Source organism: Porticoccaceae bacterium LTM1, from assembly GCA_030252795.1.
Taxonomy (GTDB): Bacteria; Pseudomonadota; Gammaproteobacteria; order Pseudomonadales; family Porticoccaceae; genus SCSIO-12696.
In genome coordinates this window covers 207501-224360 of the sequence record CP127080.1, presented here as the reverse complement: position 1 = coordinate 224360, position 16860 = coordinate 207501, and the positions used below count along the sequence as shown (strand labels likewise).

The 16860-nt window shown below is 51.7% G+C and carries 12 protein-coding genes, 5 tRNA genes and 2 rRNA genes (1 of these 19 cut by a window edge); all 19 read right to left on the bottom strand.

Features of this window, described 5'->3' with window-relative positions:
- Positions 1 to 83: 83 nt before the first annotated feature.
- The gene (rpoB, locus tag QP938_01080) at positions 84 to 4163 is read right to left on the bottom strand and encodes a DNA-directed RNA polymerase subunit beta (protein WIO74519.1); all 4080 of its coding nucleotides are present in this window, start codon (positions 4161 to 4163) and stop codon (positions 84 to 86) included.
- 210 nt (positions 4164 to 4373) lie between these two features.
- A complete protein-coding gene (rplL, locus tag QP938_01075; GenBank protein ID WIO74518.1) occupies positions 4374 to 4745 on the bottom strand; it encodes a 50S ribosomal protein L7/L12 in 372 nt (123 codons plus the stop codon).
- Between the two features lie 105 nt (positions 4746 to 4850).
- Positions 4851 to 5345 carry a 50S ribosomal protein L10 gene (rplJ, locus tag QP938_01070; GenBank protein ID WIO74517.1) on the bottom strand — a complete coding sequence of 165 codons (495 nt, stop codon included), beginning with the start codon at positions 5343 to 5345 and terminating at the stop codon, positions 4851 to 4853.
- 315 nt (positions 5346 to 5660) lie between these two features.
- Positions 5661 to 6356: a 50S ribosomal protein L1 gene (gene rplA, locus QP938_01065; GenBank protein WIO74516.1), complete on the bottom strand. Its 696-nt coding sequence runs from the start codon at positions 6354 to 6356 to the stop codon at positions 5661 to 5663.
- Complete coding sequence (gene rplK, locus QP938_01060) at positions 6356 to 6787, bottom strand: 50S ribosomal protein L11 (protein ID WIO74515.1); 432 nt, start codon at positions 6785 to 6787, stop codon at positions 6356 to 6358. Before rplK ends, rplA begins: the two co-directional genes overlap by 1 nt.
- Positions 6788 to 6961: 174 nt before the next feature.
- On the bottom strand, positions 6962 to 7495 hold the full coding sequence (gene nusG / locus QP938_01055; protein WIO74514.1) for a transcription termination/antitermination protein NusG: 534 nt from the start codon (positions 7493 to 7495) through the stop codon (positions 6962 to 6964).
- A 10-nt stretch (positions 7496 to 7505) separates the two neighbouring features.
- Complete coding sequence (gene secE, locus QP938_01050) at positions 7506 to 7874, bottom strand: preprotein translocase subunit SecE (GenBank protein ID WIO74513.1); 369 nt, start codon at positions 7872 to 7874, stop codon at positions 7506 to 7508.
- Between the two features lie 35 nt (positions 7875 to 7909).
- A tRNA-Trp gene (locus tag QP938_01045) sits at positions 7910 to 7985 on the bottom strand.
- Positions 7986 to 8154: 169 nt separating this feature from the next.
- A tRNA-Thr gene (locus tag QP938_01040) sits at positions 8155 to 8230 on the bottom strand.
- A gap of 33 nt (positions 8231 to 8263) precedes the next feature.
- A tRNA-Gly gene (locus tag QP938_01035) sits at positions 8264 to 8337 on the bottom strand.
- Between the two features lie 101 nt (positions 8338 to 8438).
- A tRNA-Tyr gene (locus QP938_01030) sits at positions 8439 to 8522 on the bottom strand.
- Positions 8523 to 8593: 71 nt separating this feature from the next.
- A tRNA-Thr gene (locus QP938_01025) sits at positions 8594 to 8669 on the bottom strand.
- A gap of 43 nt (positions 8670 to 8712) precedes the next feature.
- Positions 8713 to 9399, bottom strand: a complete 687-nt coding sequence (locus QP938_01020; protein WIO74512.1) for an SPOR domain-containing protein — start codon at positions 9397 to 9399, stop codon at positions 8713 to 8715.
- Positions 9400 to 9408: 9 nt separating this feature from the next.
- On the bottom strand, positions 9409 to 10113 hold the full coding sequence (locus QP938_01015) for a type III pantothenate kinase (GenBank protein WIO74511.1): 705 nt from the start codon (positions 10111 to 10113) through the stop codon (positions 9409 to 9411).
- Positions 10113 to 11093 carry a bifunctional biotin--[acetyl-CoA-carboxylase] ligase/biotin operon repressor BirA gene (gene birA / locus QP938_01010; GenBank protein ID WIO74510.1) on the bottom strand — a complete coding sequence of 327 codons (981 nt, stop codon included), beginning with the start codon at positions 11091 to 11093 and terminating at the stop codon, positions 10113 to 10115. Before birA ends, QP938_01015 begins: the two co-directional genes overlap by 1 nt.
- Entirely contained in the window at positions 11093 to 11902 is an 810-nt protein-coding gene (locus QP938_01005) for a sulfite exporter TauE/SafE family protein (protein ID WIO74509.1), read from the bottom strand. Before QP938_01005 ends, birA begins: the two co-directional genes overlap by 1 nt.
- On the bottom strand, positions 11902 to 13155 hold the full coding sequence (locus QP938_01000) for a hypothetical protein (protein ID WIO74508.1): 1254 nt from the start codon (positions 13153 to 13155) through the stop codon (positions 11902 to 11904). The genes QP938_01005 and QP938_01000 overlap by 1 nt, the downstream gene beginning before the upstream one ends.
- A 799-nt stretch (positions 13156 to 13954) precedes the next feature.
- Positions 13955 to 14070 (bottom strand): 5S ribosomal RNA (gene rrf, locus QP938_00995).
- A 158-nt stretch (positions 14071 to 14228) separates the two neighbouring features.
- Positions 14229 to 16860 (bottom strand): 23S ribosomal RNA (locus QP938_00990); it runs 248 nt beyond the window's last position.

Sequence of the window (16860 nt, the reverse complement as noted above, 5' to 3'; positions counted from 1 at the left end):
AGTGGGTAGTCGATTGGCGGGGGCCTGCGCAAGGCCCCGCACTCTCTTAAGCTAATAAAGCTCTTTCAGCGATCAGGTAACCCTTACTCGCTTTCCAGTTCGATGTTGATACCAAGTGAGCGAATCTCTTTAACCAGTACGTTAAAGGACTCTGGCATACCCGGCTCCATGCGGTGGTCTCCGTCCACGATGTTTTTGTACATCTTGGTACGACCATTCACGTCATCGGATTTCACCGTCAGCATCTCTTGCAGCGTGTAGGCGGCACCGTAAGCTTCCAGTGCCCACACCTCCATCTCACCGAAGCGCTGACCACCAAACTGTGCCTTACCACCCAGCGGTTGCTGGGTAACCAGGCTGTAAGAACCGGTGGAACGGGCGTGCATCTTGTCGTCGACCAAGTGGTTCAGCTTGAGCATGTACATGTAACCAACGGTTACCGGACGCTCGAACTTGTCACCGGTGCGGCCGTCGAACAGATTCATCTGTCCGGATTCCGGCAAATCAGCAAGACGCAGCAGCTCTTTAACCTCTTCCTCTTTAGCGCCGTCAAACGCCGGGGTAGCCATTGGCACACCACCGCGCAGGTTTTCGGCCAGCTCGAGGATTTCGGTATTGGTCAGTTTCTTAAGATCGGCTGGATCAGCGCTCTTACCAGCGGAGTAAACCTCCTGCAGGAATTCACGCAGCTCGGCAGCTTTCTTCTGCTCGCGGATCATGTCGTCGATCTTGCGACCCAGACCTTTAGCAGCCAGACCCATGTGAGTTTCAAGTACCTGACCCACGTTCATACGGGATGGTACACCCAGCGGGTTGAGAACAATGTCTACCGGCTCGCCGTTGGCGTCGTGCGGCATATCCTCTTCCGGCATGATTACAGAGATCACACCTTTGTTACCGTGACGACCAGCCATCTTGTCACCCGGCTGAATGCGACGCTTAACCGCAAGGTAAACCTTAACGATCTTCAGCACGCCTGGTGCCAGGTCATCACCGGTTTGCAGTTTGCCTTTCTTGTCCTCAAAGCGCTCGTCGAGAATTACACGGCGCTCTTTCAGGCCCTCTTCTGCACGGGTGATCTGCTCGTTGTGAGCCTCATCTTCCATGCGTACTTTGAACCAGGAGTCTTTATCAAAGCCAGCCGCTACATCATCGGTCAACTCGTCGCCTTTTTTGAGGCCCGGCGCCTTAACCACTTTGCTGCCAACCAGGGCTGAACGCAGTCGTTCAAAGGTGGCGTTTTCCATGATGCGGTATTCGTCATTCAGGTCTTTGCGGAACTGGTTCAGCTCAGCTTTCTGAATGGCCAGTGAGCGGGCATCGCGTTCGATACCGTCACGGGTAAATACCTGTACGTCGATCACAGTACCTTTGGTACTGGATGGAACGCGCAGTGACGTGTCTTTCACATCAGAGGCTTTTTCACCGAAAATTGCACGCAACAGCTTCTCTTCCGGAGTAAGCTGGGTTTCACCTTTCGGAGTAACCTTACCCACCAGAATGTCGCCAGCAGCAACTTCAGCACCGATATAAACGATACCGGACTCGTCAAGACGGGACAGCGCAGATTCGCCCACATTGGGGATATCGGCGGTGATTTCCTCAGAACCCAGCTTGGTGTCACGAGCCACACAGGTCAGTTCCTGAATGTGGATGGTGGTGAAGCGATCTTCTTTCACCACGCGCTCGGATACCAGAATGGAGTCCTCGAAGTTGTAACCGTTCCAAGGCATGAACGCGATACGCATGTTCTGGCCCAGCGCCAGCTCACCCAGGTCCACAGACGGACCGTCAGCGAGAATGTCGCCGCGCTCCACCTTGTCACCAGTGCGCACAATCGGGCGCTGGTTGATACAGGTGTTCTGGTTGGAGCGGGTGTACTTGGTGAGATTGTAGATATCCACACCGGCGTCACCGGCCTCAACCTCTTTGTCGTTTACGCGAACCACGATACGGCCTGCGTCAACGCTCTCAATCACACCGCCGCGCTTGGCAACTTTACACACACCGGAGTCACGGGCAACAAAACGCTCCATACCAGTACCAACCACCGGCTTCTCGGCACGGAGGGTAGGTACAGCCTGACGTTGCATGTTCGAGCCCATCAAGGCGCGGTTAGCATCATCGTGCTCAAGGAATGGAATCAGGGCGGCAGCTACAGACACAACCTGCTGCGGTGACACGTCCTGATACTGAACATCCATCGGCGGTTTAACGGTAAATTCACCCTGGTGACGAACAGAAACCAACTCTTCTACCAGCTTGCCGTTTTTATCAACCTCGGCTGAAGCCTGGGCGATAACGGTCTCGCCTTCGTTGATGGCAGACAAGTATTCGATGTCGCTGGTTACCTTGCCGTCTACAACCTTGCGATACGGGCTCTCAAGGAAGCCGTAGCTGTTGGTGCAGGCATAAGTAGCCAGGGAGTTAATCAGACCAATGTTTGGACCTTCCGGCGTCTCAATCGGACATACGCGACCGTAGTGGGTCGGGTGTACGTCACGAACCTCAAAGCCAGCGCGCTCACGGGTCAGACCACCAGGGCCTAACGCGGAGATACGACGCTTGTGAGTTACCTCGGACAGCGGGTTGTTCTGGTCCATAAACTGGGACAGCTGGCTGGAGCCGAAGAACTCTTTCATCGCGGCAGCAACTGGCTTGGCGTTCACCATGTCCTGAGGCATCAAGCCTTCGGATTCAGCCATGGACAGGCGCTCTTTCACCGCGCGCTCAACGCGAACCAGACCGATACGGAACTGGTTTTCGGCCATTTCGCCAACGGAACGAATACGACGGTTACCCAGGTGGTCGATATCGTCTACGGTACCTTTACCGTTGCGGATATCAATCAGGGTTTTCAGCGCTTCTACAATGTCTTCGCGATCCAGTACACCGCTGCCGGTTTCATCTTCACGGCCCAGACGACGGTTGAACTTCATGCGACCAACCGCAGAAAGATCGTAACGCTCATCGCTGAAGAACAGGTTCTGGAACAAACCTTCTGCAGATTCCTTGGTAGGCGGCTCACCCGGACGCATCATACGGTAGATCTCTACCAGTGCTTCCAGCTGGCTGCGGGTCGGATCGGCACGCAGAGTGTCAGACATGAACGGACCACAATCGAGGTCGTTGGTGTACAGAGTCTCGATGGTGTTAATGCCGGCTTTACCGAGTTCGGCCATTACGTCCGCAGTAATCTCGGTATTACACTCAAACATCACTTCACCGGTATCGGTGTCGATAATGTCTTTTGCCAGCGCACGGCCCATCAGGTACTCGGCTGGAACTTCCAGCTCGGTAACACCGGCTTTTTCCAGATCGCGAATGTGGCGAGCGGTAATGCGACGGCCCTGTTCAACCAGTACTTTTTTGCCGGCCTTGATATCAAAGCCAGCGATTTCACCACGCAGGCGCGACGGCTCCAGCTCCATCTTGAACACTTGCTTGTCGTGGTCAACATGGAAGTTGGTATTATCGTAGAACAGCTCCAACATCTCCTGGGAGCTGTAGCCCAGCGCACGCAGCAGAATGGTGGCCGGCAGCTTGCGGCGACGGTCAATACGTACGTAAACCAGATCTTTCGGGTCGAACTCGAAGTCGAGCCACGAACCGCGGTAAGGAATGATACGCGCGGAATACAGGAGCTTACCGGAAGAGTGAGTCTTACCCTTATCGTGGTCGAAGAACACACCCGGAGAGCGATGCAGCTGAGACACGATTACACGCTCGGTACCGTTTACAACAAAAGTACCGTTCTCGGTCATCAGGGGCACTTCGCCCATGTAAACTTCTTGCTCTTTGATGTCCTTGATCGCTTTGTTCGAGGACTCTTTGTCGTAAATAACCAGTCGAACTTTTACCCGCAGCGGAGCGGCATAAGTTACACCGCGTAACTTACACTCCTCAACGTCGAAAACGGGCTTACCTAACTGGTAATCAACGTATTCAAGCGCAGCGTTGCCTGAATAGCTGACAATCGGGAACACTGATTTAAATGCAGCGTGCAACCCGGTTTCCTGCCGCTGTTCGGCGGAAATACCCAGTTGCGTAAAATTGCGAAAAGAATCGAGCTGTATTGCAAGCAGGTACGGAAGCTCCATCACCTGTGGCAGCTTGCCGAAGTCCTTGCGAATACGTTTTTTCTCAGTGTATGAGTAAGGCATCTGCATTCCCCAGTACTTAACTTAAGTCGGGCCCCACTGTGGAACCCATTCGCTGTAACGCCGTGTTACAACGCTTTTTCAACCCCGTTTGAGGAAACTGAAAAATACAGTCTCTTCAAGCAGGAAAAGGCCGGCGAGCCAAACCCGAGAGTTTGCCCGCCAGCCCCGCGTCTGATGTTATTCAGACAGCATGCGCTATATGCACCGTGCTTACTTGAGCTCGACGACAGCGCCAGCTTCTTCCAGCTGCTTCTTGGCTTCTTCAGCTTCGTCCTTGGCAACACCTTCTTTAACGGTGGCCGGAGCGCCGTCAACCATAGCCTTGGCTTCTTTCAGGCCCAGACCGGTGATTGCGCGAACAGCTTTAATAACGTTAACTTTCTTGTCGCCAGCAGAAGACAGAACGATATCGAAATCGGTCTTCTCTTCAGCAGCGGCACCAGCGTCGCCACCAGCAACTGCAACAGCGGCAGCAGCAGCGGTAACACCAAACTTCTCTTCCATAGCTTCGATCAGTTCAACAACGTCAGATACAGACATTTCTGCAACGGCATTGATGATATCTTCTTTAGTCAGTGACATGAGTCATTTCCTAACATTGGGGAGCACTTACAGCCACATTTAAATGAGTGTGGGCCGGGCTCATTAAAACTTTAATAAACTGCTCAGTTCGGAACAAACCGAAACTTAGGCAGCCTGTTGCTCTTTCTGGTCGCGAATGGCCGCAATAGTGCGTACCAGCTTGCCAGCAGCTGCTTCTTTCATCACGCTCATCAGCTTGGCGATCGCCTCATCTTTGGTCGGCAGTGAAGCCAACTTGTTGATGTCGAAGATCGAACCTTCAAAGGCAGCGACTTTCAGCTCGAACTTGTCGTTTCCTTTAGCGAAATCCTTAAAGATGCGCGCACCGGCGCCAGGATGTTCGTTAGAGAAAGCAATCAGGGTCGGGCCTACGAAGCTGTCATTCAGACACTCGTAGTCGGTACCTTCAACTGCGCGGCGGGCCAGAGTGTTACGGACGATTTTCATCCAAACACCGTTTTCACGGGCCAGCTTGCGCAGCGCTGTCATGTCGCCAACTGTTACGCCACGTGCATCGGCGACAACAGCGGACAGAGCGCTCTTAGCAGCTTCCTGGACTTCAGCGACAATCGCTTTTTTGTCTTTAAGTCCTAATGCCACAAGATTTCTCCTGGATTTAACTGACATCCACCCTTCACAGGAAGAGGGAGCGGTCAATCGTTACATCTACCTGACTGGCCTATTACATACTGACCGGTCAGTCGTTTCGGTGATTAATCCAGTTTTCTTAATAAAGCTCACTACTGAACTCTATATTTAGAAAAATGCTGAATTGGGTTTCACCGTCTGCGCGGGCGAAGCTTTTGCTTCATTAACTTCTGGCATTGCAACCAAAAGGCCTGCGGTCTTTGACGGTCCATGGCAAGGCATTAAGCAATGCCACGGACCCCAAAGTTCTTTTTCGCCTTCGGAAACTTAGATTTCCAGAGACGACTGATCGATAGCGAGGCCCGGGCCCATGGTGGTGGACAGGGTCACTTTCTTCAAATAAACGCCTTTCGCAGAAGCTGGCTTGGCTTTCTTCAGGTCAGAGATCAGGGCTTCCAAGTTCTGCTTCAGAGCAGACTCTTCAAAACCCAGGCTGCCGATGCCGCCGTGAACGATACCAGCTTTGTCAGCGCGGTAACGAACCTGACCAGCTTTAGCGTTCTTAACTGCAGTCGCAACATCTGGAGTTACGGTGCCGGTTTTCGGGTTTGGCATCAGGCCGCGAGGACCCAGGATTTGACCCAACTGACCAACAACACGCATAGCTGCCGGATCGGCGATCACTACGTCGAAGTCCATGTTGCCGGCTTTAACTTGCTCGGCCAGATCTTCCATACCAACGATGTCGGCACCAGCCGCCTTGGCAGCTTCCGCAGCTTCACCCTGGGTGAACACAGCAACGCGAACATCTTTACCGGTACCGTTAGGCAGAGTGGTTGCACCACGAACAGCCTGGTCCGATTTACGTGGATCGATGCCGAGGTTAACAGCAACATCTACGGTTTCAGCAAACTTAACAGTGGACAGTTCTTTCAGCAGAGCAACCGCTTCGGAGATGCTGTACTGCTTGCCAGCCTGTACTTTTTCACGGATAGCGCGCTGGCGCTTGGACAACTTAGCCATTACAGACCCTCCACTTCGATACCTGCACTGCGAGCGCTACCAGCGATGGTGCGAACAGCAGCATCCATGTCAGCTGCAGTCAGGTCAGCTTCCTTGGTCTTAACGATTTCTTCCAGTTGCTCGCGAGTCACCTTACCCACTTTGTCAGTGTTCGGGCGGCTGCTGCCACTTTTGATACCGGCGGCCTTGCGCAGCAGCACTGCTGCGGGCGGAGATTTCATAATGAAGGTGAAGCTGCGATCACTGTAAACAGAGATTACAACTGGCACAGGCAGGCCTGGCTCCATACCTTGAGTCTGTGCGTTGAACGCTTTACAGAACTCCATGATGTTTACGCCGTGCTGACCCAGGGCCGGACCCACAGGGGGGCTTGGGTTTGCCTTGCCGGCAGCTACTTGCAGCTTAATATAAGCTTCGATTTTCTTAGCCATCGTTACACTCCAGATGGGTGGTTAACGCCTCGGGCCTATCTCACAAGGCTGCAAATTTGCAGACCACAACGCAAAATAGAGCCGTCACAGGCTCCCCGCCCCGCCAACCATTTGACGGAGCCGTTAAAAATCTAGTACACAAACGCCTTCGGCACTACACCAAAGGCCATGTGATCAGGTTTTTTCTACCTGAGTAAATTCCAGCTCAACCGGTGTAGTGCGACCAAAGATCGACACCGCCACATGCAGTCGGCTTTTCTCGTAGTTGACTTCCTCAACCACGCCGTTGAAATCATTAAACGGACCATCAATTACGCGAACCACTTCACCTGGCTCAAACATGGTCTTAGGTTTCGGTTTGTCTTCCGAGTCATGCATACGCTGCAGAATGATTTCCGCTTCACGCTCGGTAATCGGCGCTGGCTTATCAGCCTTACCACCAATAAAGCCCATTACTCGCGGAGTTTCTTTCACCAGGTGCCAGGTTTCGTCAGTGAGCTCCATCTGGACCAAAACGTAGCCCGGGAAAAATTTACGCTCACTCTTACGCTTCTGACCACCACGCATTTCAATAACTTCTTCGGAAGGCACCAGAACCTCACCGAACAGATCCTGCATGCCGTGCAGCTCAATACGCTCTTTCAGCGAACTGGCGACTTTCTTTTCAAAGCCTGAATAGGCGTGTACTACGTACCAGCGCTTAGCCATTGGTCAACCCTTATCCGATAATGAGTGCAGCAATCCAGCCGAACAGCGCGTCCAGACCCCACAGGATCAGAGCCATCACGATGACCACAACAACAACCATCAAAGTGATTTGATTACGCTCTTGGCGAGTCGGCCATACAACCTTGCGAGCCTCTACCTGGGCACCCTTCACAAGAGCCCAGAAATCCGCACCCTTGGCAGTCCTCAAAGCAATTACCAGCGCCACACCAATAGCAGCCAGCACACCCAGCAGACGATACAGAAACGGCTCAGCACCAAAGTGATGGTTACCATAAACCGCACCAGCTACCAGCAGCGCGACCAACAGCCACTTCAATCCATCCAGGCGATAACGACTCTCTTCGGTTACAGCACTCATGTATACAGTTGCCACTCTGATATCGGGTTAATAGATGGCAGGCCAGGAGGGACTCGAACCCCCAACAGCCGGTTTTGGAGACCGGTGCTCTACCAATTGAACTACTGGCCTGCAGAAATCGTGGCTTTCCAGCCTGCATTTGGTGATAGTCTGCGGCTATCTTAAATTACCAAACGCTTTTCCTGAGGGAGATCACTGAAAGTAAGCACTTACACTCCCTCGCGATCATTTTTTAACTGCCAAAAAACTCCCTCGGAGCGCTATGCTCCGGGGAATAATCTGGAGCTCTTGAGCAGATTTGAACTGCCGACCTCACCCTTACCAAGGGTGTGCTCTACCAACTGAGCTACAAGAGCGTAAACCATTACCAGTCCCACACCGGGTAAAACTGGAGCGGGTAGCGGGAATCGAACCCGCATATTCAGCTTGGAAGGCTGACGTTCTACCACTGAACTATACCCGCTTGAACTCTCTTTTTCGCCGCGCTTCCGCGTGCAACGAGGTCAAGCTTGGAGGCTCCGCCTCTGGCCCTACAGCAAGCTCATTGCTGCAATGCCTAAATAATGGTGCAGGGGGGTGGATTCGAACCACCGAAGCTTTCGCGTCAGATTTACAGTCTGATCCCTTTGGCCACTCGGGAACCCCTGCGAAAAGGCCGTGCAATTTACTTTGCAGACCCACCCTTGTCAACTTCAAAAGGCCAACAAGAGGCAAAAAAATGGAGCTGGTGATAGGAGTCGAACCTACGACCTGCTGATTACAAGTCAGCTGCTCTGCCAACTGAGCTACACCAGCTCGGACTGTGTTGAAGACATCTCAATACAGCGGAGGCGGGATTCTAGGGGAAGTCGGGACCAGACGCAACAGGCTCGCAGCTTTTTTCTGAAATTTCTGCATTTGGTGCCACTTCAGCCAGATCTGACCAGAACTTTGAAGCCAGTAAAGCCCGGTCTATTGCCGGAAATTGCAACCAGTACTCTACCACCGTCTTGGTTGCCAGCCTGACTTGCGGGCGTATACCGCGCCGCTCCAGCGCCTGCTTTCTGGAACTGGCATTATCACTACTACTGTAAATACCCAGTGAAATGCCATTAACCAGCTCACCCTCACCAAATATGAAGCTATCTATACCATCACTTAATAATCGATTTAGCCTGCGCTGTGCCAATTCACGGCTTTCATATGGAGGCAAGTAGACCCAATACCCGGCCTCCATCTCACGCTCTTTCTGCCAAAATTCTACCGCTAGACCGGCGGCCCTCATGCCAACATAGAGATCATTGGCCGAGTCCTGACTCAGGATTGGACCGATAAGCAGGCACTTTTGAGCAACGACGTCTGCACGGTGCCGCACCATATCATCCAACGGCTCAGGATGAGCAGGCCGCTCAGAAACCAGCATCAGCTGTTTTTCAGAACTTACAGGCGCTGCCTTGAACCGCTCTTGACGCTGCTCTTGCTGCCCCGACAACCAATAGGCCATCACGCCGTTACACATCAACAGTGTCAGCAACAACCAACGCATCCAATCACCTTATGGCAGTAAAATATCCAACCCTTCCAGCACCAACCCCGGAGCAACTATCACTGACCTATCTTTTATATGCGGCTCCAGAACCCCTGCGTCTCCACCCCCCAAAACCACGAGAGGCTCAGCAAGTTGATTGGAGGCCGCCTCAATCACACCCAACAGAGAATGAATGCAACCGCGATTAACAGCCTGAAGTGTATTTGAGGCAGCCCCGAGGTCAGACTGATCCCATTCGGATGGCACTTTAACCTGATCAGTCCCCTCAAACAGTGCGCTGCGCTGCAATTCCAAACCCGGAACAATGTAACCACCCAAATGCTGGCCGCTTGCAGTCAACAGATCAGCTGTGAGCGCACTTCCCGCACTGACCACCACTAAGTTGCCGGGCCACTTTTGATATGCCGCCAAAATTGCCAACCAGCGATCTACACCAAGTTGCGTTGGATCCTCGTAACCACAACTTACGCCCGCCGCAATGGATTCCACACGAGCAAATTCCGCCTCAATTGCCCAGCTCGCAAAAACCCAGGCTGATATTTTTTCGGCAATCTCTTCTCCAGCAACGTTAGCAACGCGAACCCTTTCAGGCGGCCCCGCCAAATGCTGGTTAATCAATTGCAATGAGTCCTTATGCGCCAAAGCGCCATAACGTTTTGCGCAGCGCCATTTAATTCGAGTATTGCCAATATCGATATCCAATATGGCCATCAACCAGCCCCCCTCAGACTGATCTCACCGCCGTTGAAGCTTCTAACTTCACCACCCACCTCCAACCGCAAAGCACCATTTTCAGCTACTCCTCTTGCGATACCAGTAACTTCCTGATTTGGCGTTACCAATTTCACGGACTGGTCTTTAAACGCATCACTGGCCTGCCACTCTTCACGATATTTCTCAAAGCCAACAGACTGATAATCATCCAACAATGCCAGCAGTTCGTTTAATAAAACTGAAGCCACTTCATTTCTCGAAAGCGTATTTCCGCCCGCCTTCTGAAGGTCTGTCCACCGCTGGGTAATTTCTTCGGCACCCTCCATGGGCATAGCCACATTAAGACCCACACCCACAACAACCTGGCAAAAGCCCGCAGGATCACCAGTCATTTCCAACAGAATCCCGCCCAACTTACTTTGCCCAACAAGTACATCATTAGGCCACTTCAATGAAACACCTTTTAAACCACAGGTTTCTACAGCTCGCTTTACCGCCACACCAACCGCAAGACTTAAACCTTCCAGTGAAGCTGCACCACCATCAAAACCCCAGACAACCGACAAATAAATGTTACGTGCAAAGGGACTCACCCACGTGCGACCGCGCCGACCACGTCCCGCTGTCTGTCTTTCAGCCAAGACCACCAAACCCGAAGCATTACCTCGTTCTGCGTGTTGTTTGGCAAGCGTATTGGTTGAATCCACCGCCTGCAAAATTTCAAGCTTCGAAATAAGAGAGTGATTTTTTTCAGAAATGCTGTTTTCAATTTTCGCCTTATCCAAAAGTTCAAGCCCGCCAGCTATACGATAGCCACGCCCCTTGATACTTTCGATAACCAAAGACCACTCCGACAACTTTTGGATCTGCTTCCAGATTGCCGTCCTGGTTACACTCAGCCGCTCTCCCAGCTCCTCACCGGAGTGGAACTCACCATCTGCCAAAATCGAAATCAGGTTATTCGTCAGATCTGACATTACCCACCCCAAAGCTCAACTAAATTGATCCAGATAAATCGTACACCTAAAGCAAAAATAACCAGCGCAAACCAACGCTTAAGAGTAGCCCCAGGTAAACGGTGAGCAAGGGCCGCACCCCAACGCACACTGATCATAGCGGCCAATGATATGCCAAGCAGAGCTGGGAGATAGATAAAGCCCAACGATCCGACTGGCAGCTCTTCTTCCCAGCCCGCCACCATAAAGCTCATTGCAGCAAACAAGCCAATAGGCAAACCGCATGCGGCACTGGTTGCAATCGCTCTATGTATCGGCACATTGCACCACAACAAATATGGTGTTGTAAGAGACCCACCACCAATCCCAAAGATCGCCGACAACATGCCAAAAGATGTGCCAGCAAAGGAATTACCAAGCCAACCAGGCACTTCTCGATGGGCATGTGGCTTAACACCAAAGCCTGCCTGCATTGCAACTGCAACCATGAGCACACCAAACACCAGCTGCAATATTACTCCTGATAAATAGGAAGCCACCAAACCACCTGCAAGCGCCCCTACAGCAATGCCCGGAGCAAGTTTTTTAAAAACACCCCACTCTACAGCCTGGCGTCGATGATGAACCCAAGTGGCGTTAATAGATGTCACCACAATGGTCGCCAGCGAAGTGCCTATCGCCAGATGGGTCAATACCGCAGGATCAAACTGCTGGGCACTAAATGCGATAATGAGCAGCGGAACGATGATTACTCCGCCACCCAAACCGAACAGGCCCCCAACAAACCCGGCCAGTAGCCCTAGAGCCAAATAAAGTAAATAGACTTCCATCAGAGCGCCGGCAATGCGTTTTTCAGCATCGCTTCGATTTGTTCAACCATGGGTTCAATAATCTCTGGTGTAAACGCTTCCGGTTTCGGAGTATGAATATGGCCTGTAGGGATCGAAGAATCCAATTCATTGCGAAGTCGAATGCTGCGATAGGATATTTCATTGGATAAATAGCCTCCACCACTACCACTAACGGCTATTTTGTCAGCGAGTTCCGTTAAATGGCCAGCCTCTGTAGTCACGGGCTCTTTGGCACCATCCTCAGAACTGCCTTGCTCCAAATACGTAACCTTACGGTTATCGTTGATAGCATATGAGCCAGTTGCTTGTTGCATGAGTTCAACTGGCAAGCTGAATTCAACAAATTCCGGCCCAGCAATTTCTTTCCCACCCAAAAGACCTGGTATTGGGTTTTTACTACTTGCAGCGGCGTATATATTCAGGTTATCAGGGGCAGTTGCGCTTCTACGACGACCAGGAAAACGCTCCAGATCAAAATCAGTACGCCCCTGACTGATCGTTACTACCATGTCTACCGAGTCATTTTCGTAATATGGCCCTAACAGGCTTTCGACCTCTCCCAGATCAAAGTCTTCGTACCTTACTGGAAACGTGACCGCATTTATTTCTGCTTTCTGACCATTAAACTCTATCACCTTGCCATCGAGAGCAAGAGCAGCAATTCCAGATGGGTTACCCTGAAGGATATTTCGATCAAGTAAAAACGGGTCAAAGCCTGTAATCAATATTTTCAGCGGGGCATCAGACGTGTATTCAAGATCTGCACGCCCACGACTTGCAGACTCAAATATCTCTTCCAGCTGATATATTTCTTTTTCTGTCAGCTCAAATTGTGGTTGTGCATTTTTTATCACCCAGATATAACCGAGTCGCGCCCAATAAAGAGGACGATCATCAAAATCTTTTTTGGCTTCCATAGAAGCTTTGGCATGCAACCAAAGGTCATTACTAACCTGCGATATTAGTTTTTCTGCCTCTTTAAAGCTTTTAAGTACTAACCATTTCCTTTCAAATGCCTGAACATCCTCATGCCATCGGTCAGCGATTCCCTGCATTTTTTCATATGCAAGCGTGAGCCTTTGCTGCTCTGTATCCGTTGCCCAGTGTTGTTCGACATTAGTTTTCCAGTGTGCCGGATCAAAAACTGTTTTTTTATCTGGTTGTTCACCACAACCAGCCAACCCTGATACAACACCGATTAGCAGCAGCATTTTTCTATAAACTTTATTCATATATCCCCCTGGCTTTTGAGCATTCTATGTTTTTTGACTGTAGCGAGACACAGGTTTTTAAATCCTACTTAGAAACACTGTAGTTGTTGGCTTTCTAAAACCTCTGAATGTGGATGGAAATGGAGACTCTGAATCGCTTCACGCTGTTCGCGATGACAAGGCTAGAGACGCTTCGCGACGCGAAGAGTGACAGCGATAAGGTTGTGACACAAAGTAAAACGCCATAAATAAAAAACCCGAGCCGCATAGCGACTGGGGTTTTGTATTTAAAGCCTGGCGACAAACCGGCAGGAAGCCGGTTTGGGCGTCGAGCACCGCGAGACGGGCGCGGCCCGAGGGCCAGGAGGGCCCGAGCCATTGCCGTCGGTCAGCGCCAGCCACCCAACGTTTTCCCGGCACAAAGTAAAACGCCCTGACCACTTAACGGGCTTCATCAAGTTTCCACGACCTACAGTGACTCGGGCCCTCCTGGCCCTCGGTCCTGCGGACCGCCTGCGCGTTGCTGCGGCGCCCAAATTTGTTCCCGACAAATTTGTCACATGGAGCCCGACTTCCGTAACACTAAGTCAAAAAGCCATAAATAAAAAACCCCAGCCGCATAGCGACTGGGGTTTTGTATTTAAAGCCTGGCGACAAACCGGCAGGAAGCCGGTTTGGGCGTCGAGCACCGCGAGACGGGCGCGGCCCGAGCGACAGGACGTCGCGAGCCATTGCCGTCGGTCAGCGCCAGCCACCCAACATTTTCCCGGCACAAAGTAAAACGCCCTGACTCTTTCGAATCAGGGCGTTTTGATTTAAAGCCTGGCGATGACCTACTCTCACATGGGGAGACCCCACACTACCATCGGCGATGCATCGTTTCACTTCTGAGTTCGGGATGGGATCAGGTGGTTCCAATGCTCTATGGTCGCCAGGCAAACTGGCTTGGATCGGTTTTAGTCTTACCTCGTGATGAGTGCAGTTTCCGGTTCCAAATAGGGTGGTAAATTCTTAAGTCTTTTTCTGTTGCTCTGCTTCTGTTCAAGCGTGTCTTACTTACTTGTCCTACGTCACTGATCAGTAACTTCAGTTATATGGTCAAGCCTCACGGGCAATTAGTACTGGTTAGCTCAACGCCTTACAACGCTTCCACACCCAGCCTATCAACGTCATAGTCTTTAACGGCCCTTTAGGGGATTTAAAATCCCAGGGAGAACTTATCTTGAAGGGGGCTTCCCGCTTAGATGCTTTCAGCGGTTATCCTGTCCGAACATAGCTACCGGGCAATGCGTCTGGCGACACAACCCGAACACCAGAGGTTCGTCCACTCCGGTCCTCTCGTACTAGGAGCAGCTCTTCTCAATTCTCCAACGCCCACGGCAGATAGGGACCGAACTGTCTCACGACGTTCTGAACCCAGCTCGCGTACCACTTTAAATGGCGAACAGCCATACCCTTGGGACCGGCTTCAGCCCCAGGATGTGATGAGCCGACATCGAGGTGCCAAACACCGCCGTCGATGTGAACTCTTGGGCGGTATCAGCCTGTTATCCCCGGAGTACCTTTTATCCGTTGAGCGATGGCCCTTCCATACAGAACCACCGGATCACTAAGACCTACTTTCGTACCTGCTCGACGAGTTTGTCTCGCAGTCAAGCACACTTCTACCTTTGCGCTCATAGCATGATTTCCGACCATGCCGAGTGTACCTTCGTGCTCCTCCGTTACTCTTTGGGAGGAGACCGCCCCAGTCAAACTACCCACCATACACTGTCCTCGATCCGGATAACGGACCTGAGTTAGAACCTCAAACATACCAGGGTGGTATTTCAAGGACGACTCCACGATATCTAGCGACATCGCTTCAAAGTCTCCCACCTATCCTACACAAATAGGCTCAAAGTTCAGTGCAAAGCTGTAGTAAAGGTTCACGGGGTCTTTCCGTCTAGCCGCGGGAACACGGCATCTTAACCGCGATTTCAATTTCACTGAGTCTCGGGTGGAGACAGCGTGGCCATCATTACGCCATTCGTGCAGGTCGGAACTTACCCGACAAGGAATTTCGCTACCTTAGGACCGTTATAGTTACGGCCGCCGTTTACCGGGGCTTCGATCAAGAGCTTCGCTTACGCTAACCCCATCAATTAACCTTCCGGCACCGGGCAGGCGTCACACCGTATACGTCCACTTACGTGTTTGCACAGTGCTGTGTTTTTGATAAACAGTTGCAGCCACCTGGTCACTTCGGCCAGCCTCAGCTTAGGGAGCAAGTCCCATCACCAAAACCGGCGTACCTTCTCCCGAAGTTACGGTACCATTTTGCCTAGTTCCTTCACCCGAGTTCTCTCAAGCGCCTTGGTATTCTCTACCTGACCACCAGTGTTGGTTTGGGGTACGGTTTCTTGTGAACTGAAGCTTAGAAGATTTTCTTGGAAGCATGGCATCAATGACTTCGTCCAAAAGAGGACTCGACATCGCGTCTCAGCCTTAGGAGTCCGGATTTGCCTAAACTCCCAGCCTACTCGCTTATACAGGGACAACCAACGCCCTGATCACCTAGCCTACTCCGTCCCTCCATCGCATCCACAAGAAGTACGGGAATATTAGCCCGTTTCCCATCGACTACGCATTTCTGCCTCGCCTTAGGGGCCGACTAACCCTGTCTCGATTAACGTTGGACAGGAAACCTTGGTCTTCCGGCGAGGGAGCTTTTCACTCCCTTTAACGTTACTCATGTCAGCATTCGCACTTCTGATACCTCCAGCATGCCTTACAACACACCTTCAACGGCTTACAGAACGCTCCTCTACCATGCGTGCAAGCACGCATCCGTAGCTTCGGTTTACAGTTTGAGCCCCGATACATCTTCCGCGCAGGCCGACTCGACTAGTGAGCTATTACGCTTTCTTTAAAGGGTGGCTGCTTCTAAGCCAACCTCCTAGCTGTCTAAGCCTTCCCACATCGTTTCCCACTTAACTGTAATTTGGGACCTTAGCTGACGGTCTGGGTTGTTTCCCTTTCCACGACGGACGTTAGCACCCGCCGTGTGTCTCCCACGATTGTACTCCTCGGTATTCGGAGTTTGCATCGGGTTGGTAAGTCGGGATGACCCCCTAGCCGAAACAGTGCTCTACCCCCGAGGGTAAGACGTGAGGCGCTACCTAAATAGCTTTCGAGGAGAACCAGCTATCTCCCGGTTTGATTAGCCTTTCACTCCGATCCACAGCTCATCCCAGCATTTTGCAACATACTTGGGTTCGGACCTCCAGTTAGTGTTACCCAACCTTCATCCTGGCCATGGATAGATCACCGGGTTTCGGGTCTACTCCCAGCAACTCAACGCCCTATTAAGACTCGATTTCTCTACGGCTCCCCTAGACGGTTAACCTAGCTACTGAAAGTAAGTCGCTGACCCATTATACAAAAGGTACGCAGTCACAGAACTAGTCTGCTCCTACTGCTTGTACGCATACGGTTTCAGGTTCTATTTCACTCCCCTCACAGGGGTTCTTTTCGCCTTTCCCTCACGGTACTGGTTCACTATCGGTCAGTCAGGAGTATTTAGCCTTGGAGGATGGTCCCCCCATCTTCAGACAACATATCACGTGTGCCGTCCTACTTAATACGTCGATAATCGCTTTCGTGTACGGGGCTATCACCCTCTATCGCCGGACTTTCCAGACCGTTCCACTAACTCATATCGCTCGGCTAATCCCCGTTCGCTCG